This window comes from Bacteroides sp. 224 (genome assembly GCF_010500995.1).
Lineage (GTDB): Bacteria > Bacteroidota > Bacteroidia > Bacteroidales > Bacteroidaceae > Bacteroides.
The window spans coordinates 255,519-276,967 of record NZ_QVMK01000004.1 but is presented as its reverse complement, the minus strand read 5'-3'; the positions used below and the strand labels follow the sequence as shown (position 1 = coordinate 276,967).

21 protein-coding genes and 1 pseudogene (1 of these 22 only partly in view) are annotated in these 21,449 nt (G+C 40.6%); 9 read left to right on the top strand and 13 right to left on the bottom strand.

Annotated features, from left to right (window positions below):
• The 4 genes and pseudogenes from D0T60_RS18925 to D0T60_RS04675 all read right to left on the bottom strand — a co-directional run.
• Nucleotides 1–254, bottom strand: a pseudogene (locus tag D0T60_RS18925) (DUF3575 domain-containing protein) (it extends 40 nt beyond the left edge of the window).
• A 185-nt stretch (nt 255–439) separates the two neighbouring features.
• Nucleotides 440–880 carry an N-acetylmuramoyl-L-alanine amidase gene (locus D0T60_RS04685; protein WP_163216991.1) on the bottom strand — a complete coding sequence of 147 codons (441 nt, stop codon included), beginning with the start codon at nt 878–880 and terminating at the stop codon, nt 440–442.
• Between the two features lie 182 nt (nt 881–1,062).
• Complete coding sequence (locus tag D0T60_RS04680) at nt 1,063–1,305, bottom strand: hypothetical protein (RefSeq protein ID WP_163216990.1); 243 nt, start codon at nt 1,303–1,305, stop codon at nt 1,063–1,065.
• A gap of 169 nt (nt 1,306–1,474) precedes the next feature.
• Nucleotides 1,475–1,990: an HU family DNA-binding protein gene (locus tag D0T60_RS04675; protein WP_163216989.1), complete on the bottom strand. Its 516-nt coding sequence runs from the start codon at nt 1,988–1,990 to the stop codon at nt 1,475–1,477.
• Between the two features lie 252 nt (nt 1,991–2,242).
• Here D0T60_RS04675 and D0T60_RS04670 point away from each other — a divergent pair, with 252 nt between their 5' ends.
• Nucleotides 2,243–2,470 (top strand): DUF4248 domain-containing protein, encoded by a 228-nt coding sequence (locus D0T60_RS04670; protein WP_203558278.1) that lies wholly within the window; start codon nt 2,243–2,245, stop codon nt 2,468–2,470.
• A 334-nt stretch (nt 2,471–2,804) separates the two neighbouring features.
• Here the strand turns inward: D0T60_RS04670 and D0T60_RS04665 are convergent, their stop codons facing one another.
• On the bottom strand, nt 2,805–3,815 hold the full coding sequence (locus D0T60_RS04665) for a site-specific integrase (RefSeq protein ID WP_163216988.1): 1,011 nt from the start codon (nt 3,813–3,815) through the stop codon (nt 2,805–2,807).
• 419 nt (nt 3,816–4,234) lie between these two features.
• Between D0T60_RS04665 and D0T60_RS04660 the strand changes: the two genes are divergently transcribed.
• The 5 genes from D0T60_RS04660 (at nt 4,235) to D0T60_RS04640 (ending at nt 10,263) form a co-directional block, all read left to right on the top strand.
• Complete coding sequence (locus tag D0T60_RS04660; RefSeq protein WP_163216987.1) at nt 4,235–4,915, top strand: hypothetical protein; 681 nt, start codon at nt 4,235–4,237, stop codon at nt 4,913–4,915.
• 324 nt (nt 4,916–5,239) lie between these two features.
• A complete protein-coding gene (dnaB, locus tag D0T60_RS04655; RefSeq protein WP_163216986.1) occupies nt 5,240–6,604 on the top strand; it encodes a replicative DNA helicase in 1,365 nt (454 codons plus the stop codon).
• Nucleotides 6,605–6,657: 53 nt separating this feature from the next.
• Nucleotides 6,658–9,120: a phenylalanine--tRNA ligase subunit beta gene (gene pheT / locus D0T60_RS04650; protein WP_163216985.1), complete on the top strand. Its 2,463-nt coding sequence runs from the start codon at nt 6,658–6,660 to the stop codon at nt 9,118–9,120.
• A gap of 163 nt (nt 9,121–9,283) precedes the next feature.
• Nucleotides 9,284–10,018: a YebC/PmpR family DNA-binding transcriptional regulator gene (locus D0T60_RS04645; RefSeq protein WP_163216984.1), complete on the top strand. Its 735-nt coding sequence runs from the start codon at nt 9,284–9,286 to the stop codon at nt 10,016–10,018.
• Entirely contained in the window at nt 10,018–10,263 is a 246-nt protein-coding gene (locus D0T60_RS04640) for a TIGR03905 family TSCPD domain-containing protein (RefSeq protein WP_163216983.1), read from the top strand. The genes D0T60_RS04645 and D0T60_RS04640 overlap by 1 nt, the downstream gene beginning before the upstream one ends.
• Before the next feature lie 253 nt (nt 10,264–10,516).
• On the opposite strand, the gene glyA is transcribed toward D0T60_RS04640, so the two are convergent.
• The 7 genes from glyA to D0T60_RS04605 form a co-directional block, all read right to left on the bottom strand.
• Nucleotides 10,517–11,794, bottom strand: a complete 1,278-nt coding sequence (gene glyA / locus D0T60_RS04635; protein WP_163216982.1) for a serine hydroxymethyltransferase — start codon at nt 11,792–11,794, stop codon at nt 10,517–10,519.
• Nucleotides 11,795–11,853: 59 nt separating this feature from the next.
• Nucleotides 11,854–12,582: a porin family protein gene (locus tag D0T60_RS04630; RefSeq protein WP_163216981.1), complete on the bottom strand. Its 729-nt coding sequence runs from the start codon at nt 12,580–12,582 to the stop codon at nt 11,854–11,856.
• A 1-nt stretch (nt 12,583) separates the two neighbouring features.
• Complete coding sequence (locus tag D0T60_RS04625) at nt 12,584–13,153, bottom strand: flavin reductase family protein (protein ID WP_163216980.1); 570 nt, start codon at nt 13,151–13,153, stop codon at nt 12,584–12,586.
• A 112-nt stretch (nt 13,154–13,265) separates the two neighbouring features.
• A complete protein-coding gene (pyrI, locus tag D0T60_RS04620; protein ID WP_163216979.1) occupies nt 13,266–13,727 on the bottom strand; it encodes an aspartate carbamoyltransferase regulatory subunit in 462 nt (153 codons plus the stop codon).
• Between the two features lie 7 nt (nt 13,728–13,734).
• Entirely contained in the window at nt 13,735–14,661 is a 927-nt protein-coding gene (gene pyrB, locus D0T60_RS04615) for an aspartate carbamoyltransferase (RefSeq protein WP_163216978.1), read from the bottom strand.
• Between the two features lie 49 nt (nt 14,662–14,710).
• Nucleotides 14,711–15,088, bottom strand: a complete 378-nt coding sequence (locus D0T60_RS04610; RefSeq protein ID WP_163216977.1) for a diacylglycerol kinase family protein — start codon at nt 15,086–15,088, stop codon at nt 14,711–14,713.
• A gap of 149 nt (nt 15,089–15,237) precedes the next feature.
• Complete coding sequence (locus D0T60_RS04605) at nt 15,238–17,454, bottom strand: bifunctional (p)ppGpp synthetase/guanosine-3',5'-bis(diphosphate) 3'-pyrophosphohydrolase (protein WP_163216976.1); 2,217 nt, start codon at nt 17,452–17,454, stop codon at nt 15,238–15,240.
• A gap of 112 nt (nt 17,455–17,566) precedes the next feature.
• On the opposite strand from D0T60_RS04605, the gene D0T60_RS04600 reads away from it, so the two are divergent.
• From D0T60_RS04600 to D0T60_RS04590, 3 genes are all read left to right on the top strand, one after another.
• Nucleotides 17,567–19,084 (top strand): DUF4301 family protein, encoded by a 1,518-nt coding sequence (locus tag D0T60_RS04600; RefSeq protein ID WP_163216975.1) that lies wholly within the window; start codon nt 17,567–17,569, stop codon nt 19,082–19,084.
• Between the two features lie 127 nt (nt 19,085–19,211).
• Nucleotides 19,212–20,378 carry a formate-dependent phosphoribosylglycinamide formyltransferase gene (purT, locus tag D0T60_RS04595; RefSeq protein WP_163216974.1) on the top strand — a complete coding sequence of 389 codons (1,167 nt, stop codon included), beginning with the start codon at nt 19,212–19,214 and terminating at the stop codon, nt 20,376–20,378.
• 11 nt (nt 20,379–20,389) lie between these two features.
• Complete coding sequence (locus D0T60_RS04590) at nt 20,390–20,836, top strand: hypothetical protein (protein ID WP_163216973.1); 447 nt, start codon at nt 20,390–20,392, stop codon at nt 20,834–20,836.
• A 92-nt stretch (nt 20,837–20,928) separates the two neighbouring features.
• On the opposite strand, the gene D0T60_RS04585 is transcribed toward D0T60_RS04590, so the two are convergent.
• The gene (locus D0T60_RS04585; protein WP_163216972.1) at nt 20,929–21,447 is read right to left on the bottom strand and encodes an FHA domain-containing protein; all 519 of its coding nucleotides are present in this window, start codon (nt 21,445–21,447) and stop codon (nt 20,929–20,931) included.
• Nucleotides 21,448–21,449 lie beyond the last annotated feature (2 nt).

Sequence of the window (21,449 nt, the reverse complement as noted above, 5' to 3'; positions counted from 1 at the left end):
TTGGAAGAGAAAGTCCAGGGATTATAACTACCGCCTATCTCCAGCGTATACCGACGCGACAACCGAAACTCCGCCGCCAGATTAAAGCTAAGCGTAGCATCGAGTAGCAAATTGTTTTTCAATACAACATGCGGCATGGAAGTCTTCTTGTATAAAGAAAGCATCTCGGTGCGTACCCCATTGTTTTGTGCCAAACAAATAGTAGGAGAGATTACTAACCATCCGAAAGCGATTGCTAAATAGCGTTTGTGCATAACTCTATGGCTTTTAATGTTGATACGATCGGAGCCAAAATAACAGATCGTGTTTACAGCATTTAAAAAAAACAAGTATAAGGCTCTTGCATTCATGTTACCTTTGATATATTTTTAAAGTTTCTGTTTTTGTCCGTCACCGTGCAAGTGACGGACAAATGCCTGAACCTCCTTTTGATAAGCTGTTATAGCTCTTTGAGTACATCAAAGCATGGGCACATTTTGATCCATTCGCATGGTTCAATCCTCCCGTTCTTATTTTTATCCGGACTTAAATCTCTGTGTCCGCATACTTTAGCATCGGGATAGTCCATTTGTAATGCTTTGATAAGTACTTGTAAAGAATGTTTCTGCCAGGAGGTTCTTGTATCTTTAGGGATTCCTCGTTCATCGAGCCCTCCTTCGTAACATATTCCAATGGAATGCGCATTGTATCCTTTGGCATGTGCCCCTATTTTCTCTAAGGGTCGGGTAGTTATGATGTGCCCATCCTTTCGGATGTAGAAGTGGTATCCTGTGCCATTGAATCCTCGTGCCCTGTGGTCTTCTTCGAGTTGCGATTCTGTGTATCTTATGTTTTCTCGGGTAGCTGAACAGTGTACTACTATTAAATTGATTTTTCTCATTACCTATATTCTTTTAGTTATTGCTGTTTTTTAGAGATTATTTCCAAATCGTTTCCGGAAGGCTTAGCCACGAAGTGGCTGTACTATGCATAACCCCGGGTAAACGAAGTGCAGCCCGGGGTAGGGTCGTCTCCCTCCTCGATACAGCCCCGAAGGGGCTGAACCTTCTGAATATCAATATGTTATTGTGGAGTTGTAGCCCTTGCAATCTCTTCCCTGAGTCGAAAGATCTCTGCGTGCATTTCTTTCACTTTATCACTTAGCTCAAAATAATCTTTGAGTACTTTTTCAAGTTGATCCACTAAAAAAGTGTACTGATCCATAATCAGCTCACTAAACTCCCTGATTTCTTTTGCATTCTTCTTTTTAAGGAAAGGCAGTATCACTGCAATACATTCGGTTAATTTGATGATAAGTTGTTTCATAATTATATTGTTATGCTGTTTAGCTATATATAATAAGGTGTAATGAATCGTATTCCGGTTGAGCCCGCTTCGGGGCTCAGGTTGGTTGGTGTGGCTTATCTACCCCGGGCTGCACTTCGTTTACCCGGGGTTATGCACATCTCGCCCCTATCGGGGCGATTGCTTGTCATTATGCTGATGGATCAATAAACTCGTCTCCTCCGCCTCCTGATCCTGAATCACCACCTGATGGGTCCGAATTATCTTCATTTCCATTTGCCGCAGATAAATTCTTTAAATAAGTAGCCAAGTCTATAAACTCCATTCTGTCTCCTGCTCTCGTGGCTGCCATGCTGGGTCTTACACTTGTAGAGGCTCTGAAGTTGATTCTCACCGACTTGATTTTCTTAACTGTGCACTCCTTCGCCGTATCCGCCCCTTCAGTTTGTGCCGAAAGACTGAATACCCCAAAATCTCTGATGTTGACCGAATGCCCCTGAAAGAGCGCAGCTCTCATGGCTTCTACGAAGTTGGACAACACACTTAGTATATCCCCTTTGGATAACGAACTCTTCTCTTTGATCTCGTAAGCAATGGCATCCAGATCCGTGCTCTTCCCCATGCTTAATAACTCCGGATAATACTTCTTTTCTGCATCCGGCTTTCCCGGTATGGCACGTAGTGCCTTCTTATACACAATAGACATAAAATAAAGAATTAGATGAATAAATATTGATTATTGTTTAATCGTAACCTACCTCCCGGTTACTAATACAAAGATACAATACGCAACCACCGGGTTGTCCATTAAATGATATTGTAGTATATTGATATATAATCTTTTACGAAGTTTTTTAGCTAAATATTTCCACGTATTATTTGTCCTGTTTTCTTTGAATACAGCCTATAAATGATTATATTTGTGTAGTAATAATAGTAATCAAAAATGAGGTGATAAATGGAAACCGAATCATGTTTTAAAATTGCCGCTTATGGCAAAGCAGAGCTTGCCCGCCTCTATAATCCGGGCATGTCTTACCAATCTTCTATTAAAACGCTTAAAGTCTGGATTCGCGAAGCTAATGGCTTATATGACGCTCTTCTGGCTACCGGTATGAACCCCCGTGCCCATTATTTTACTCCCCGGCAGGTTCAGCTCATAGTAGAGGCTTTGGGAGAGCCTTGATTTGCAGGCTTACACTTTGCATTTTATTCTCATCCTTTTATGTCGGACTAAACCAAGTATTAAGTCGGACTTAACGAGGCTTTAGGTCGGACTTAATCACTTATTAGGTCCGACCTAATTTTATAGACTCTCCGCCCTCTTTTAAGTGTTAATAGGTGTTAAGTTTTGATTTAATAGGTGTTTTGTGAAATGTTGAATAGAATTACCGTTTATTTTGGTTCACTATAATACATAGTATGTCCTGTTTGATTTCTTTTGTAAATCAAAATAAATTAATTATTGGGGTATTGTTCTATCTTTCTTGTTTTTTGCTCCGCTTTTCTGTTTGCGTGTTTCAACCAAATGCATTATGTTTGCATCGGATTTGTCCGTCACTTGCACGGTGACGGACATAATCCTTCCCATTTCCTACTCTCTTCCACATTCTTCTTTCCTTTCTATTTAATGCTTTTGGCGCTATAGTATCCAAAACCGCTTCTTGTGCTTTGCTGATTTCTTCTAAGTTAAAAGAATCCAGATATACCCTTGTTACTTCTTCTGTTCTGTGTCCCATTGCCTGGCTGATGATTGGTAAGGGTACTCCCTGATGATAGGCTGTGGTTGCCCAGGTATGTCTTGCTGTATATGATGTTATTTTGGTTTTTATCCCCAGCATTTCTGCCAGTATCTTTAGTTTTCTATTGAACATTTTTAGGGCACTTTCGCGCTGTGTACTTTCTTTCTTTTTCGGGTCTATGATAAAAGGAAGCAGGTAGATACATTCGGGCGCCTGGCGGTATTTCCTCAATATCTCGATGGCGGGGCCACTTAAAGGTATAGATATCTGTGTGCTTGTTTTGCTCCGCGCATAAACGATGGTTCTTTCCTGTATATTCTCGCTTTTCAGGTGTGCCATATCCACGAAAGACATTCCCTGCAAGTAAAAGCTAAGCATGAAAATATCTCTCCAGAATGCTAAGTCGGGCTCTTGCGATAAGTCTGCTTCCTGTAGTTTTCTTATCACCTCGGGCGCTACTGCTCTTTTCTTGGTTCGTACATATCCGGTAAATACTACCGAGAATAATCCGGGTATTCTTTGCATTAACCCTTCTCTGATAGCCTGATTGTATAACGACCTGAGTCTTCGCATATAAAAAGAGATGGTGTTTCTCGAAGTTCCCCTGCGTTGCAGGTAGTGCTGATACATTATCAGGTTGTTGCAGGTGAAAAACTTGGCTAAGGAAATTGATTGTCCTGCAAAGGAACACGCGCTTCGCATGGTGCTCATATTGGCGCTTGCTGTTCTGTCTGCTCCTCTTTCGATTAGTTTTTTGGCGTTGCCGGCAATAAATTTAGATAAAAACATAATGTATAAGTTTTATGTGGGTAATAAAGAAATAGTTTTTAATGATGTATAATAAGCATTTGCTCGTTTTTATATAAACAAATCGGATTAATTATGGTTTAAGAAATGATTATTTGAAATATTTCTTGCGAAATGGTTTGGATGTTTAATAATAATACTTATATTTGCTATGCGAATCAGGAATTAAAAGATTAATGTTTGTAAAACGGTGATTTTGCGTTGTTGGAAAGGTATCTATTCTTTTTGGGAAATATTGCTCAATAAATAGTTTTTTAATCTTTTATTTTTTTATAGGTGTCGGTTGTTGTGCGAAAACAGCTTATTGTTTTCTTGTAAAGTCCTGAAAAACAGGATATAGCGCCTTTAATAGGTGTGCGTGGCTTGTGCATTATTAATCAATACTAAAAAATAGATAAGAAATGAAACCAAGTGAAAAGTTATTAGCAAGTGCTTTTAGTCAGGGTTATATCTTCCTTCCCCGCGAGTTTGTGAAACTGTTGTTGCAGAGTGTTCCTTGTACCTCTTCCTCGGAGGAAGCAGCGTTCTTTGCCCATCTTTTGTTGGGGGTTAACTATAAAGACTGTCCGTATCGGGTAGGAGGTAAGGAGTTTGTTTGCCGTCGCGGCGAGTCTTACCGTAGCCTCGAAGAGTGGGCGCGTTGTATGAGGTGCAGTAAGAGCCATGTTCGTACCTTGCTCAAAAAGTTGATAGATAAGGGTTATATTGAGCGGCTATCGGAAGAGAAATACCATCGTGTTACCCGCCTTCGTGTGATGGAGTACGATTGCTGGACGGGCAGGTCGTTGAAGAAAGATAAGCCGGAACAGACGCAAACACCCGAAGAGGTAGACCGCCTTTTCGAAGAATTCTGGGAGCACTACCATTCTGTGACGCGCATGGATAAGGTGAACAAATACGAGGCACGCAAAGAGTGGGTGAGGCTTACGCCCGAAGAGCGTTCTCTTGCTACGGGTCGTGCATCTGTGTATTATGGTCACCTGAAGAACACACGTTTCTGTCGGCAAGCCTCCGGCTATATTTCCGGTAAATGTTTTTTGAATGAATATGAGGATGGATTCAGCGAAGATGTTTTTGATTAATCAAGAATAAAAGAACAGAAAAACGGGAAAAAGAATTGAAAGTTGGTAACTATCATGCCGTACTATATTCTTAATTATTTGCTACTGAAAATAGCCTTCCTCTCTTATTTTTTAAAGTTACATAATATCTAAATGGAATGTTTATATAATTACTCTGTGGGGTTGATTCGAACAGGAAAACTATTTCACCACAGATTAACGCAGATTTCCACAGATTAAATCATTTCACTATAAATTATAAAAGCAAAGAAGGTAGAACTTTTAATTAATAATCTGTGAAAATCTGTGTGAATCTGTGGTGAATTAACTCAAAACGGACAAACAATGAAAAAACTAACCCCATCCCCACCCACCGACCTTTCCCTTCTTTTGAATCCTTTCTCTGTGGAATTGGAAGAAGTGGTTTTAGGCGCTTTACTCATTGAAACCCATGCCATGAGCCGTATAGACAGCATGCTTCATAAAGAAGTATTCTATAAGGCAGAGCACCAGCTTATTTATGAAGCATTGGAAAATATGTACTCCCGTGCTGCTCCTATTGACATAATAACCGTGGTTGAAGAGCTCCGCTCTCGCGGTACGCTCGAAGAGGTAGGCGGTGCTTACTACATCTCCCGGCTTTCCGGACAGGTGGCGAGTAGTGCCCATCTGGAAACACATGTGCATATTCTTCGTGAAAAATATATGCGCCGTAGTCTGATGATTGGCGGGCAGCTACTTCACTCTCATGCTGCGGACGAGACTCTGGATATCCAGGATACCCTGATGGAAACCCACCGTATGTTGGACGGCGTAGAAGGCACCTACGCCTGGAAACAGAATCGCCGTGATTTTGCTACGCTTTTGCAGGATGCTGATGCTCAACGCAAGCAACGCATGAAGGAGAGCCGCAACGGACTGACAGGTATTCCCACCGGGCTTTCCGCTTTAGATAAAATGACCTCCGGCTTTCAGCGGGGCGACCTGGTGGTGCTTGCTGCCCGTCCTTCGGTGGGTAAAACGGCTATGGGCTTGCATATAGCTCTTTCCGCTTCGCGTGCCGGACATAAGGTGGTGGTTTATAGTATTGAAATGCAGGGAGAACGCTTGGCAGACCGTATGATTACCGGGCAGGCGGGTATTGACCCCTCCAAGTGGCGGAGCGGTCAGCTAACTAAAGAGGAGTTGAAAAAGGCGCGGAAGGCGATTGCTGCGTTAAAGAAACTCTCTATTTTGGTAGACGATTCTCCCTCCATGAGTATAGATCATATCCGGGCAGGTGCCCGTATGCTTTGTAAGAAAAAGCAGTGCGATATGATTATTCTGGATTACCTCCAGTTGTTGGATACCCGTTCGGCTTCTTCGCGTATGAACCGCGAGCAGGTGGTGGCGCAAACTACCCGCCAGGCTAAGTTATTGGCAAAGGAGCTGAATATTCCGGTGTTGCTTTTGTGTCAGTTGAATCGCGAGCCCGAGAATCAGCCCGGTAAGATTCCTGCTTTGGAGCATCTGCGCGAGAGTGGGGCTATTGAGCAGGATGCCGATGTGGTATTATTGCTTTATCGCCCGCTATTGGCAGGGTTTAAGCAAGATAAAAATGGCAAATCCACCGAGGGGGTGGGCTATGTAATTGTGGCTAAGCATCGGAATGGAGAAACGGGAAGGGTGAAGTTTACACATAATAAGGGGATGAATGTGTTTGAGGGGTGAAAAAAACTTATTAACTTTGCCCATCGTTTTGAAAAACAATAAAAATTATATATATGAATATCTCGTATAACTGGCTGAAAGAGTATGTAGACTTCAATTTATCTCCGGATGAAGTAGCTGCTGCGCTTACTTCCATTGGTCTGGAAACTGGTGGAGTAGAGGAGGTTCAAACCATTAAAGGAGGTCTTGAGGGATTGGTTATTGCTGAAGTTCTTACTTGCGAAGATCATCCTAATTCAGACCATTTGCACATCACAACGGTTAATTTGGGCAACGGCGAACCGGTGCAAATCGTATGTGGGGCACCTAATGTGGCTGCCGGACAAAAAGTGGTAGTTGCTACCATTGGTACTATCCTTTACAGTGGCGATGATAGTTTTACAATAAAGAAATCTAAAATCCGCAGCGTAGAGTCGAACGGAATGATTTGCGCGGAAGACGAGATCGGTTTAGGAGCCGGCCATGATGGTATTATGGTGCTTCCTGCCGAAGCAGTGCCCGGAACGCTTGCCAAGGATTATTTTAATGTTAAAAGCGATTATCTGCTCGAAGTAGATATTACGCCTAATCGTGCCGATGGTAGCTCACACTATGGGGTGGCACGTGATTTATATGCTTACTTACTTCAAAACGGATATAAGGCAACTTTAAAAAAGCCGTCTGTTGATGAATTTGCGGTTGATAATCAGGAGTTGAACATCAACATTACAGTGGTAAACGAGGAAGCTTGTCCGCGTTATGCCGGTATCACCGTAAAAGGGGTGACTGTAAAAGAAAGCCCGGCATGGCTACAGGATAAACTTCGTTTGATAGGATTGCGTCCGATTAATAACGTGGTGGATATTACCAATTACATTCTTCATGCTTTTGGTCAGCCTTTACACTGTTTCGATACAGATAAGATAGCCGGTCATGAAGTAGTGGTGGAAACATTGCCGGAGGGTACTCCTTTCGTTACACTGGATGGGGTAGAACGTAAACTATCAGATCGCGATTTGATGATTTGCAGCAAAGAAGCTCCTATGTGTATAGCCGGGGTATTCGGAGGATTGAATTCGGGTGCTACGGAAGAAACGAAAAATGTATTTATTGAAAGTGCTTATTTTCATCCTACATGGGTTCGTAAAACGGCTCGCCGTCATGGATTGAATACGGATGCTTCTTTCCGTTTCGAAAGAGGGGTAGATCCTAACATTACCATCTATTGCCTTAAGTTGGCTGCCCTATTGGTTAAAGAATTGGCGGGAGGAACTATTTCTTCCGAAATAAAGGATATATATAATAAACCGATTGAGGACTTTATCGTAGAATTGTCTTACAACAAAGTAAACTCATTGATTGGTAAAGAGATTCCGGTGCAAACAATCAAAAACATTGTATGCAGCCTGGAAATGAAAATACAGCAAGAAACACCGGAAGGGTTGACACTTGCCGTACCTCCTTATCGGGTGGATGTGCAGCGTGATGTAGATGTTATTGAAGACATTCTCCGTATCTACGGATATAATAATGTGGAAATACCTACTACGCTAAAATCGAGCCTGACCACTAAAGGAGAAGAAGACAGATCGAATAAGCTTCAGAACCTGGTTTCGGAACAGTTGGTAGGATGCGGATTCAGCGAAATTATGAATAACTCACTGACCCGTGCGGCTTATTATGAAGGAATGGAATCTTACCCGGCAGATAGAACCGTAATGCTTTTGAATCCGTTAAGTACCGATTTGAATGGCATGCGCCAAACGTTACTTTTCGGAGGTTTGGAGAGTATTGCCTATAATGCAAACCGTAAAAACGCGGATCTGAAATTCTTTGAATTCGGTAATTGTTACTATTTCAATAAGGAGAAAAAGAATCCGGAGAAGGCATTGGCGGCTTATAGCGAAGATTATCACCTGGCGCTTTGGATTACCGGAAAGAAAGTCTCGAACTCTTGGGCACATGCCGATGAGAACAGTTCGGTATATGAACTAAAGGCTTATGTTGAGAATATATTGATTCGCTTAGGATTGGATTTAAGAAATCTGGTGGTAGGCAATCTTACAGATGATGTGTTTTCTACTGCACTTTCCGTAAATACAAGGGGTGGCAAAAGATTGGCTGTTTTAGGAGTAGTAGGAAAGAAGCACTTAAAAGCTTTCGACATAGATAATGAAGTGTATTATGCCGATTTCGACTGGAAAGAGCTGATGAAAGCCATTCGCTCGGTAAAGATCAACTATAAGGAATTATCTAAATTCCCGGCAGTAAAACGCGACCTTGCTTTATTGCTGGATAAGAAGGTGCAGTTTGCCGAAATAGAGAAAATAGCTTTCGAAACAGAAAAGAAATTGCTTCGCGAAGTATCTTTGTTTGATGTGTACGAAGGAAAGAATCTGGAAGCAGGAAAGAAATCTTATGCAGTAAACTTCTTGCTCCAGGATGAAAACCAAACATTGACAGATAAAGTGATTGATAAAATAATGTCTAAGATGGTGAAGAATCTGGAAGACAGATTGGGAGCTAAACTTAGGTGATATTTAAGTTTATAGTTGTGAGTTTATAGTTTATAGTTGTTAGTTTATAGGTTCATTGTGTAACTTATAAACTCCAAACTAAAAACTACAAACTCCAAACTACAAACTTAAAACTCCAAACTCAAACTCCAAACTTAAAAACAAACTTAAAAACTCAAATCCAATGGGAAGAGCATTTGAATATAGAAAAGCTACTAAGCTGAAAAGATGGGGAAATATGGCTCGTGTGTTTACAAGAGTTGGTAAACAAATTGCTATTGCAGTAAAAGCAGGTGGCCCCGATCCGGAAAACAACCCTCACCTTAGAGCAATTATTGCTACAGCCAAACGTGAGAATATGCCCAAGGACAACATAGAGCGTGCCATTAAGAACGCGATGGGCAAAGATCAAAAAGACTACAAGGAAATGGTGTACGAAGGATATGGTCCTTTTGGTATTGCTATTTTGGTAGAAACAGCTACTGATAACACCACTCGTACGGTTGCCAATGTGCGTAGCGTGTTTACTAAGTTTGGTGGGTCGTTGGGTACTTCCGGAAGTCTTGATTTTATATTTAACCATAAGTCGGTATTTACCATTGGTAAGAAAGAAGGCATGGCTGTGGAAGATCTGATTCTTGAACTGATTGATTTTGGTGTAGACGAGGATTATGACGAAGAAGACAATGAAATTACATTGTACGGCGAATTCCAGTCGTTCAACGCCATTCAAAAATATTTGGAAGAAAACGGATATGAAATTAAAAGTTCTGAATTCACCCGTATTCCAACAGATGAAAAAGACTTGAATGAAGAACAACGTGCTACTATCGAGAAAATGGTAGAGAAGTTGGAAGATGACGAAGATGTTCAGAATGTATATACAAACATGAAACCTGCTGAGGAGGTAGAGGAGTAATGCAGTATATCTATAAAACCCAAGGTACTTGCAGTACAACCATTGAAATAGAAGTAGAAGACGGTATCCTGAAAGAAGCTATGTATTGGAACGGATGCAACGGAAGTTTGCATGGCATCTCAAAACTTGTGAAAGGAATGCCGGTAGCTGAGGTAATAGCCAAACTGGAAGGCATACGATGCGGAAGACGTTCTACTTCCTGTCCCGATCAGCTTTGTAAAGCACTGCACGAAATGGGGTACTGATAAGGAATAATAGTTAAAAGAAAAGAGCTAACAAATGTCAGCTCTTTTTCTTTTTATGATCTTCTATAATTAATAAGTAGATGCTCATTATTAGTTGTACTATACCCCCTCCGCCCTTTGGGCACCTCCCCCTTGCAGGGGAGGATCGGCGAGGCGCCGAAGCCAAGTCCTCGATGCCACAGGAATTCCTCCCCTGCAAGGGGGAGGTGCCCAAAGGGCGGAGGGGGCCTATTTTATAAATTAATTTAGAACACTAAGCAAATAAAGGATAATCTTTCATTGTCTCATTAACGCGTTTGCGAACCTGAGCAATAATTTCTTCATTATCGAAGTTAGATAATACGGTTTCAATCATTTCTGCAATTTCGGCCATTAATGGTTCTTTGGCACCACGAGTAGTAATGGCAGGAGTACCTAAACGGATACCTGATGTTTGGAATGCCGAACGGCTATCAAAAGGAACCATGTTTTTATTAACAGTAATATCGGCAGCAACCAATGCTTTTTCTGCTACTTTACCGGTTAATTCAGGATATTTTCCGCGAAGGTCTACAAGCATAGAGTGATTGTCGGTACCTCCCGATACAATGTCGAAGCCGCGATCCATTAATGCTTGTGCCAATGCAGCCGCGTTCTTTTTAACTTGCATCTGATATTCTTTATATTCCGGTTGCAAGCATTCGAGGAATGAAACTGCTTTAGCTGCAATTACATGCTCCAACGGACCACCTTGTATACCGGGGAATACGGCAGAGTCGAGTAATTGCGACATCATTTTAACTTCTCCTTTAGGAGTAGTTTTGCCCCAAGGGTTAGGGAAGTCTTTACCCAACATAATTACACCACCACGAGGTCCGCGAAGTGTTTTATGTGTAGTCGACGTAACAATATGGGCATATTTCAACGGATTCTCCAACAAACCGGCAGCAATTAAACCGGCAGGGTGAGCCATATCTACCAATAAGATAGCACCTATCTTATCGGCTATTTCGCGCATGCGTTTATAATCCCACTCGCGTGAATAGGCAGAGCCACCGCCAATAATCATTTTGGGTTTTTCACGAAGTGCAACTTCTTCCATTTGGTTGTAGTCTACACGTCCTGTTTCTTTGTCTACGTTATATTCGCAGGGAGTATATATAATTCCCGAAGTATTTACTAATGAACCATGAGAAAGGTGTCCTCCGTGAGCCAGATTTAATCCCATGAATTTATCACCGGGATTCATCACTGCCAGAAATACCGCAGCATTTGCTTGTGCTCCCGAGTGAGGCTGTACATTTGCCCATTCGGCTCCAAATACCTCTTTCAGACGGTCGATAGCCAGTTGCTCGCTTTGATCCACCACTTCGCAGCCTCCATAGTAGCGCTTCCCGGGATATCCTTCGGCATACTTATTGGTAAGGCAGGAACCCATGGCCTGCATCACCTGATCACTTACAAAGTTTTCTGATGCGATCAGCTCGATACCTTTCAGCTGACGTTGGTGTTCTTTTTCGATAATTTCGAAAATTAAATCATCTCTTTTCATTCTGTTTATGATATAAGTGTAATAACTTTCAAATTGAAGTGCAAAGGTAGAAAAAAGAATTAAAACATCATTCCAAATGAGAAACTAAGTACATTTTCTCTCCGCTTAAAGGTCATGTTACTGGCGGTTTTTTCGCTTATTTCCTGGTTGTAATGAACGTAGCTAATTCCTTTGGAAATATTATTAAGTCCATGCTCGTATCTGAAGTCAAAAAAGATCTTGGAAATATTAACGGCTAATCCGGCTGTGATGCTGATATTGAGCGGTCTTAATTCTTCTTCCAACTCCTGATCGAAATTCTCAAATTCGATTTTGTTTTTCTTATTCCACAGATATTTGAATTTAGGACCAATAAATACGGAAAGTCCATAAGGGTTTCTGTTTATAATACTGTATCCATACAATACCGGTAATTCAATACTGTGAAGCTTGGAACTGATAGATGCATAATCGGGTTCAAGCTCGTGGTGTTGGGCGCCAAGTTTATCAAATGTAACCTGGCATTTACTGTACTGATAAGCAATTTCCGGCTGTATATAATGGTCTTCTATATTTAACCTCATAAAAATGGAGGCGAAATATCCTATCTTGTAATTGTTTTGAGTATCATCAATGGTAACATCTTTGATCTTTAATTCGGAGACGGTGTACATGGAAGAGTTAAACCCTACTTTCATCCCAAAATTCAGAGAAGGCTTTTTCTGTAAAGATACAGTTTCGCTCTTACCCTGACTCCAAAGGAGCAAGGTAAAAGAGGAGAGAATATACAGAATAACCAAGCGTTTCATATTACTTTTTCTTCTTTTCTACCGACCAGCCGAATTTACCAATTTTATCTCCCAAACCAAAATAGTTGCCATGTAAATATACAAGTGGATTTGTTTCTGCCAATTCCAGCTTTCCACTTTCTTTATTTAGATGATCTTCTTCGGCTCGTACATTTACTACATCGGCAATGAACATATCATGCGATCCGAGAGAGATAATTTCTTTTACCCGGCATTCGATGCACAGTGGAGACTCTTCGATCAATGGAGCATTTACCACAGTACATTTACCGGGAGTGAGCTTCATCTCCTTAAACTTATTATAATCTTTTCCTGAGCGCACTCCGCACCAATCGGTGGCATGAGCCATTTTTTCGGTAGTCAGGTTAATAACAAATTCCATATTCTTTTTAATAATGGAATGAGAATGCCTTTCGGGGCGAACAGAAATATAACACATCGGAGGATTGGTACAAAGAGTGCCCGTCCATGCCACCGTTATAATATTGTATTCACTTTCTTCGCTTCCGCAGCTAACTAATACTGCCGGAAGTGGATAAATTAGTGTACCGGGTTTCCAGTCTTGTTTCATGGGATTTGAGTTTGTAGGATTTGAGTTTGTAGTTTGTAGTTTTTGAGTTTATAGTTTGTAGTTTTTGAGTTTACAGTATGCGCCTATAAACTATAAACTCAAAACTATAAACTCAAATAATAACTATTTGTTCTCTTTGTTGTTCCTTCTCGCAGTAATGGCATCTGATGATGCAACGTTCTTTATCTATTACTTTGAAGAATGTTTTCATCGGTTCGTTATTGGTGATGCACATTGGATTGGCACATTTTACGATGCCTTTTAGTTGATCGGGCAATTGAACATACTTTTTCTCTGCTATCTCATAATCGCGTACGATGTTCAGTTTTACGTTGGGAGCTATTACTGCTATGCGGTTAATTTCTTCATCGCAAAAGAACTTATCGGCAATTTTGATAATTCCTTTTTTGCCGAGCTTTTTACTTTCCAGATTAAAACCAATGGTTATGTTATTATCCATTCGTTCCAGGCGGAGAAGTGATACAACGGTGAAAAGTTTCTCGGAGGGTATATGATCAATTACGGTACCGTTTTTCAAGGCGGCTACCTGTAACGCTTGTTTGTTTGCATCCATACTACAATCAGATTATATCGTCTAAAGTAATTCCTAATACATCACATAAAATGGCCTGACGGGCATAAAGACCGTTTTGGGCTTGTTGGAAATAGTATGCCTTGGGGCTATCATCCACATCGTAAGCAATCTCGTTCACCCGTGGAAGAGGGTGGAGGATACGTAGGTTTGGCCGAGTTTTTTCCAGCATCTTATTGCGGAGGATATATACGTTTTTAACGCGTTCGTACTCCATCAAGTCGGTGAAACGCTCTTTCTGAACGCGAGTCATGTATAAAATATCTGCTTCGGCAATTACTTCCTCGTTGAAATCGATATGTTCTACGTATTTTATGCCATGCTCTTTGCAGTAGAGTTTATATTCTTCCGGCATTTTGAGCTCTTCGGGAGCGATGAAATGGAAGGTTGGGTTAAAATGACGCATGGCCATTAGTAGCGAGTGTACGGTTCTGCCGTATTTCAAATCGCCTACCAGATAAATATTTAAGTTATCAAGCGTTCCCTGCGTTTTATAGATAGAATATAAATCTAACATTGTTTGAGAAGGATGTTGATTGGCACCGTCTCCTGCATTTACAATAGGAACGGGAGCTATCTCACTGGCATATCTGGCTGCCCCTTCTAAATAATGCCTCATGATGATAACATCGGCATAGCTGCTTACCATCATAATGGTATCTTTCAATGTTTCTCCTTTGGCCGAGCTTGTAGCTTTGGGGTCTGTAAAACCAATGATTTTAGCTCCAAGGCGGTTGGCAGCCGTTTCAAAACTAAGACGGGTTCTGGTGGAAGGTTCAAAAAAGAGGGTAGCAACGATCTTTCCTTCCAGTAGTTTACGATTGGGGGATTCTTCAAATTGTTTCGCCATTTCAATCATATATAGGATTTTCTCCCGGCTATGATTGGCAATGGTTACGAGACTTCTGTTTTCCATTTCGTTTTATATTATTAATATGAAGTAAAGGTAGTAAAAAATGTTTTTTTTATATAATATATTCTATAACATAAGGTATAAAAATAATAGCACCTATAATGGCCGATACAATGGCACATATTAAAACAGCCCCGGCAGCTATGTCTTTTACATCTCCCGCTATGGGATGTTTATCCGGAGATACCAAATCGACTAAGCGCTCAATAGCCGTGTTAAATGCTTCGGAAGCAAGTACCAAAGCAAAACAAAGGAGGATGGACACCCATTCTCCTTTACTGATATTGAAATAAAACCCGGCACACGTAACTACGATAATGGCTGCACAATGAATCCAGGCATTATGTTCTTTACTGATAAAACTTCGGATGCCTTTCCGGGCATAGCCGAAACTTTTTATTCGTTGTTTTATGCTGAACGGATGTTTCATTTGCTATGAGTTTGGTTTGTATTATCAGTTTTCACCACAGAGGACGCAGAGGGCACAGAGTGTCCACCCGATATACCGCAGGGAATCGTATTATTAATTATAACCTCTGTGTTCTCTGTGTCCTCTGTGGTGAAAAATAATAGTGACATTTAATTCCTGCTAACTTGTTTTACACCTTTTACGGCTTTTAACTTCTTAATTAAAGCCTCCATACGTCCTGTATCACCTACCATTACTGTGAGCATCCCCGAAAAGAGTCCGTCGTTGGAGTTGATGCTGATGGAGCGTAAGCTCATATCATTTTCTTTAGATATGATGGAAGTTATGTTGGTAACAATACCTATATCATCATGCCCTACCACGCGCAATGTAATCGGATACTGAGTGCCTTGAGATTTTCCTGCCCAACGTGCCTTTACAATTCGATAACCAAACCGCTCGTGCATTTGGGGGGCATTGGGACAATCTGTGCGATGTATCTTGATACCGCCGGAAACTGTTGTAAAGCCAAAAACATCGTCTCCATAAATTGGGTTGCAACACTTGGCCAGCTTAAACTCAATACCTTTCAGGTTCTGATCAATCACCAGAATATCCTCTTTACTGGTGATTTCATCGGCCGTCGTTTGCATATTATACCCTTCGGCACTGCGGTAGGCTATTTCTTCGTGGCTGTCGTTTTCTTTTTTCTGCTGTTCAATGTATTTATCCAGAATACAGTTTACGTCCAATGTTTCATTGGCAATATCCTGGTAGAACAAGGTTACATTTTTGTATCCCAGTCTTTTAATTAAACGCATCATAACGGCATCATCGTAATCCATCTTGCGATTCTTGAATTTACGTTCGATGGTTTCTTTGGCAAAGTCGCTTTGCTTGGCCGCCATTTCCTTTAAAGTCTGGCGAATTTTGGTTCTTGCCTTGGAGGTGGTAACAATATTTAGCCAGTCTTGCTTCGGAGTCTGGTTGTTGGAGGTCATGATTTCCACCTGATCTCCGCTGTTAAGCTTGTATTTGAGCTGAACATTTTTACCGTTAACTTTCGCACCAAGACATTTGCTTCCTAATTTGGAATGAATATGGAAAGCGAAATCAAGCACCGTTGCCCCCTTGGCCAGTTTAAAAAGATCACCTTTGGGAGTGAAGACGAATACTTCATCTTCATACAAATCCATTTTAAACTGATCCATCACTTTCATGGAGTCGCTTTCGGGGTTTTCGAGTGCCTCGCGTACGGAGGTCAGCCATTCGTCCAGTCCGGTTTCTCCTTTAATTCCTTTGTAACGCCAGTGAGCGGCAAGTCCGCGTTCGGCAATATCATCCATCCGGCGGGTACGTATTTGCACTTCTACCCATTTACCTTCCGGACCCATTACAGTGATGTGTAAAGACTCATATCCGTTGCTTTTAGGGATAGAGAGCCAGTCGCGTAGCCTTTTAGGATTGGGCTGATACATATCCGTTACAATGGAATACGCTTGCCAGCACTCTTGCTTTTCCTTTTCCTCGTCCGATTCCAGAATAATACGGATGGCGAACAGGTCATAAATTCCTTCGAAAGCCGTTTTTTGCTTTTGTATCTTATTCCAAATAGAATGAATGGACTTGGTTCTTCCTTTGATGTCGAATTTCAAGCCGGCTTCTTTCAGCTTTTCATTGATAGGCGCAATAAAAGCGGCAATGTATTTATCGCGCGAAGCTTTTGTTTCGTTCAGTTTATCTTTAATGAAATAATAAGTCTCTCTGTTGGTGTACTTTAAAGATAAATCTTCCAGCTCGGATTTTATTTTGTAAAGACCTAACTTATGAGCCAAAGGAGCATATAAGTAAGCAGCTTCGTTGGCTACCTTTATCCGGTCTTCTTCATCGCCCAAATCTTTTATTTTGCGCATGATATTTACACGATCTGCAATGATGATAAGAATCACCCGCATATCTTCTGCAAAAGATAAAAGTAGGTTTCTGAAATTTTCAGACTCTATGGTAGGGCTTTTGGAGTATAATTCGTTGACTTTTACCAGCCCCTTGATAATACTCGCTACATCTTCGCCAAATTCTTTCTTTACATTCTCTAAGTTAAGAATTTTGTTTTTAACGATTTCATGGAGCATAATGCCTGTGAGGCAGGAGCCTTTCATACTCATTTCATCGCATACAACAACAGCAGTCTGTAAATCCCGTATAATGGGATTCATGCCAAAATTATTCCTTTTAAGATTGTTGCTCTCAACAGCCAGGGTTAGGTATTTCTTTAATTTTACTTTTTCTTCCCGAGTGATGGTGTCACCTGCTGATTTAATCAATGCTTTATATAGACGGAATAATTCTTTCTTTTCTTCTTCAGTGAAAAATGAATTATGTTCCATAAATGTTCTTTCGGTTTTAGACTGTAAAAGTAGCTTTTTTTGTTTAGTATATGATAACAAGTAAATAGTATTTTGTATTTTTGGGCATCAATTAATAAAAATATAGAGTAAAATGTTAACATCCCAAGACAAAGAATTGCTTGACCGAAAAGAAATTTCGGAAGAACGGATTGTAGAACAACTGAAAAGCTTTGAAACTGGTTTCCCATACCTTAAACTTGAAGCGGCGGCTTCTATAGAGAAAGGAATTTTGGCTCCTACCGCAGAAGAACAAGAAAATTTCTTGAATGCTTGGAAAGAATATACAGATACTTATAAAACTATTGTGAAGTTTGTTCCGGCATCCGGCGCTGCCAGTAGAATGTTTAAAGACCTCTTTGAGTTTTTGGATGCCGCTTATGACCGTCCTACAACGAAGTTCGAACAAACTTTCTTTGATAATATTGCTAACTTCGGTTTCTTCGAACAACTGAATGAAGTTTGTTTGGAAGCAGAAAACAAGGATGTTCATTCATTGATAAAAGATGGTGAATATAAAACAATCGTAAAGCTGCTTCTGGATAAGAGTGGCTTAAATTACGGTTCACTTCCCAAAGGGTTACTTCAATTTCATAAGTATGAAGATGGAGTACGCACTCCGTTGGAAGAGCATTTGGTAGAAGCCGCTTTGTACGGATCGAGCAAAACGGGAAAGGCTAATGTACACTTCACAGTATCGCCGGAGCATCTTCCGCTTTTCGAAGCATTGGTGAATAAAACAAAAGATTACTATTCAACACTTTATAATGTTGATTTCAATGTGGGCTTTTCGGAACAGAAACAGAGTACCGATACCATTGCCGCAGATATGAATAACGAACCTTTCCGGGATAATGGAAAGTTGTTGTTCCGTCCGGGCGGACATGGAGCTTTAATCGAAAACCTGAACGACTTAGATGCAGATATTATCTTCATTAAAAATATAGATAATGTAGTACCTGATAAGTTGAAAGAAGATACGGTTCATTATAAAAAGCTGATTGCCGGGGTTTTGGTTGCTTTACAGAAACAAGCCTTCGAATATCTTGCTTTGTTAGATAGTGGACAGTATACACAGGAGCAAATAATGGAGGTACTTCAATTTGTTCAGAAGAAACTTTTCTGTAAGAATCCGAATACCAAAAACCTGGAAGATGCAGAACTGGTGCTTTACCTGAAGAAAAAACTGAATCGCCCCATGCGTGTGTGTGGTATGGTAAAGAATGTAGGAGAACCCGGTGGGGGGCCATTCCTTGCTTATAACGCAGACGGAACCATCTCTTTGCAAATATTGGAAAGCTCGCAAATAGATATGAATGATCCGGCTAAAAAAGAAATGTTTGAAAAAGGAACTCATTTTAATCCGGTAGATTTGGTTTGTGCAGTGCGCGGTTATAAAGGGCAGAAGTTCGATTTGTCTAATTATGTAGATAAAGCTACCGGATTTATTTCTTATAAATCAAAGAACGGTAAGGAACTGAAAGCACTTGAATTGCCGGGATTATGGAATGGAGCGATGAGCGATTGGAATACCATTTTTGTGGAAGTACCCCTTTCAACATTCAATCCTGTTAAAACGGTGAATGATTTGCTTCGCGATCAACATCAATAATTTAATTGGAACACAGAGACACAAAGACACAGAGTTTTTTTATTTACAAAACCAAGTTTAATTAAATCTCTGTGCCTTTGTGTCTCTGTGTTCCATATACCCTTTTAAAAACTTAAAAATAAAATAAATGAAGAAGATACTTTTACTGGGCTCCGGTGAATTAGGAAAAGAGTTTGTGATTTCTGCCCAGCGTAAAGGGCAATATGTGGTAGCTTGTGATTCTTATCCGGGAGCACCCGCCATGCAAGTAGCCGACGAATGCGAAGTGTTTGATATGCTGAATGGTGATGAACTGGATAGAGTGGTGAAGAAACATGCGCCGGACATTATTGTTCCCGAAATCGAAGCAATCCGCACCGAAAGGTTATATGATTTTGAAAAGGAAGGAATTTTGGTTGTTCCAAGTGCTCGTGCCGTAAATTACACCATGAATCGTAAAGCCATTCGCGATTTAGCAGCACAGGAGTTAGGGCTGAAAACAGCTAAATATTTTTATGCAAAATCATTGGAGGAACTGAAAGAAGCTGCCCCCAAAGTTGGTTTTCCGTGTATCGTAAAGCCTTTAATGTCTTCGTCTGGTAAAGGGCAATCTTTGGTAAAGACTGCCGATGATCTGGAACATGCCTGGGAATATGGGTGTAGCGGAAGTCGTGGAGATATTAAAGAGCTGATTATTGAAGAGTTTATTCAATTTGATACAGAGATAACTTTGCTTACTGTTACTCAAAAGAATGGTCCTACGCTTTTCTGTCCTCCCATCGGACATATTCAAAAAGGAGGCGATTATCAGGAAAGCTTCCAACCCGTACATATTGATCCCGAGCACTTGAAAGAGGCACAGGATATGGCAGATAAAGTAACCAAAGCCCTAACCGGTGCCGGACTTTGGGGGGTAGAATTCTTCTTGAGTCATAAGAACGGAGTATACTTTTCCGAGTTATCACCCCGTCCACACGATACAGGTATGGTAACGCTGGCAGGTACTCAGAATCTGAATGAGTTTGAATTACATCTACGTGCCGTACTTGGATTTCCTATTCCGGCTATTAAATTAGAGCGATCGGGGGTAAGTGCTGTTGTGCTTTCTTCCATTGCAAGCGAAGAATCGCCACGTTATAAAGGAATAGAAAAAGCTACTGCAGAAGAAGATACTTATGTACGCATTTTCGGCAAACCGTTTACCAGAAAGAACAGAAGAATGGCCGTTGTATTGTGCTATGCTCCTTTAGGTGCCGACATGGATGCGTTGCGAGATAAGGCTAAAAGAATAGCTGCAGAAATAGAAGTGTATTGATAGAAGACACGATGAATAGAAAAACATTAAACTCTCTATCTAAAAAGCAAAAAATTGCTCTGATAGTTTTTAGTGCGATTGGATTTGTAGTTGCTTATTCACTATCTTCTTCTTTGTTCAGTACGTCTGTAGAAGATGAAATAGGGAAAATAGCGGTAGAGATGAGTAAATCGTGCCCTAAGATGATGGATGAGTTTACACGACTTGACAGTGTTGTATCTCCGAAAAATAGTCGTAATATAAAATACTGTTATACGCTTTCTGGCATTAATGAGGATAGTCTGGATTTGAATGCTGTGCACAGTAACTTGCGTGAAGTAATAATAACCGGCATCAAAACCTCTAAGGACATGAAATACTTGAAAAAGCATGATGTTGTTTTCGACTATTTGTATTTCGGCAAGAATAAGAAAAAACTAATGGAAATAAAGATTCTACCTACTGAGTATAAAGAGTAGTGTTTCCGAATATATAAAAATCGCATGGATGGTTTTAAACCTTTCATGCGATTTTTCTATTTGGTGTTTTAAGTATGAAATAGAAACCCTAATTAAGAAATCCGGAGAATAAGTGTAGTAGCTCCAATCGTTATAATTGCCCCATCATTAATACGGATTCTGTCTTTATCTCCCAATATATCATTCATTAAGAAAGTTCCGGTAAGGCTTGGGGCATCTCTTAGTGTGTAGATGATCTCTCCTTGCTTATTTCGCTTTACATTGATAATGCAATGCCGGCGATCCATGCTCATATCACCCGTTTCTATAGGCGTGTTGATGGTAGTTCCCACACAACGTCGTCCTATTATATTGTCTCCTTCTTGTAATGGGAGTATTTGTTTATAACCAAAAACATTTTCAACAACAATGATGCTTCCGAATTCAGAGCCTTCAACCTTTTCATTTAACTCTTCTTCTTTTCGGGTAGCTTTCATTTTGGTCTTTCCAATTCTAATGCTGAATTGTTTTCCACAATGTTCGCATACAAAGACTAATGATTGCCCTTCGCTATATTTGGTTTCATCAAAAGAAAGATAATTTTCACATTTGGGACAGAGTATTCGTTTCATTT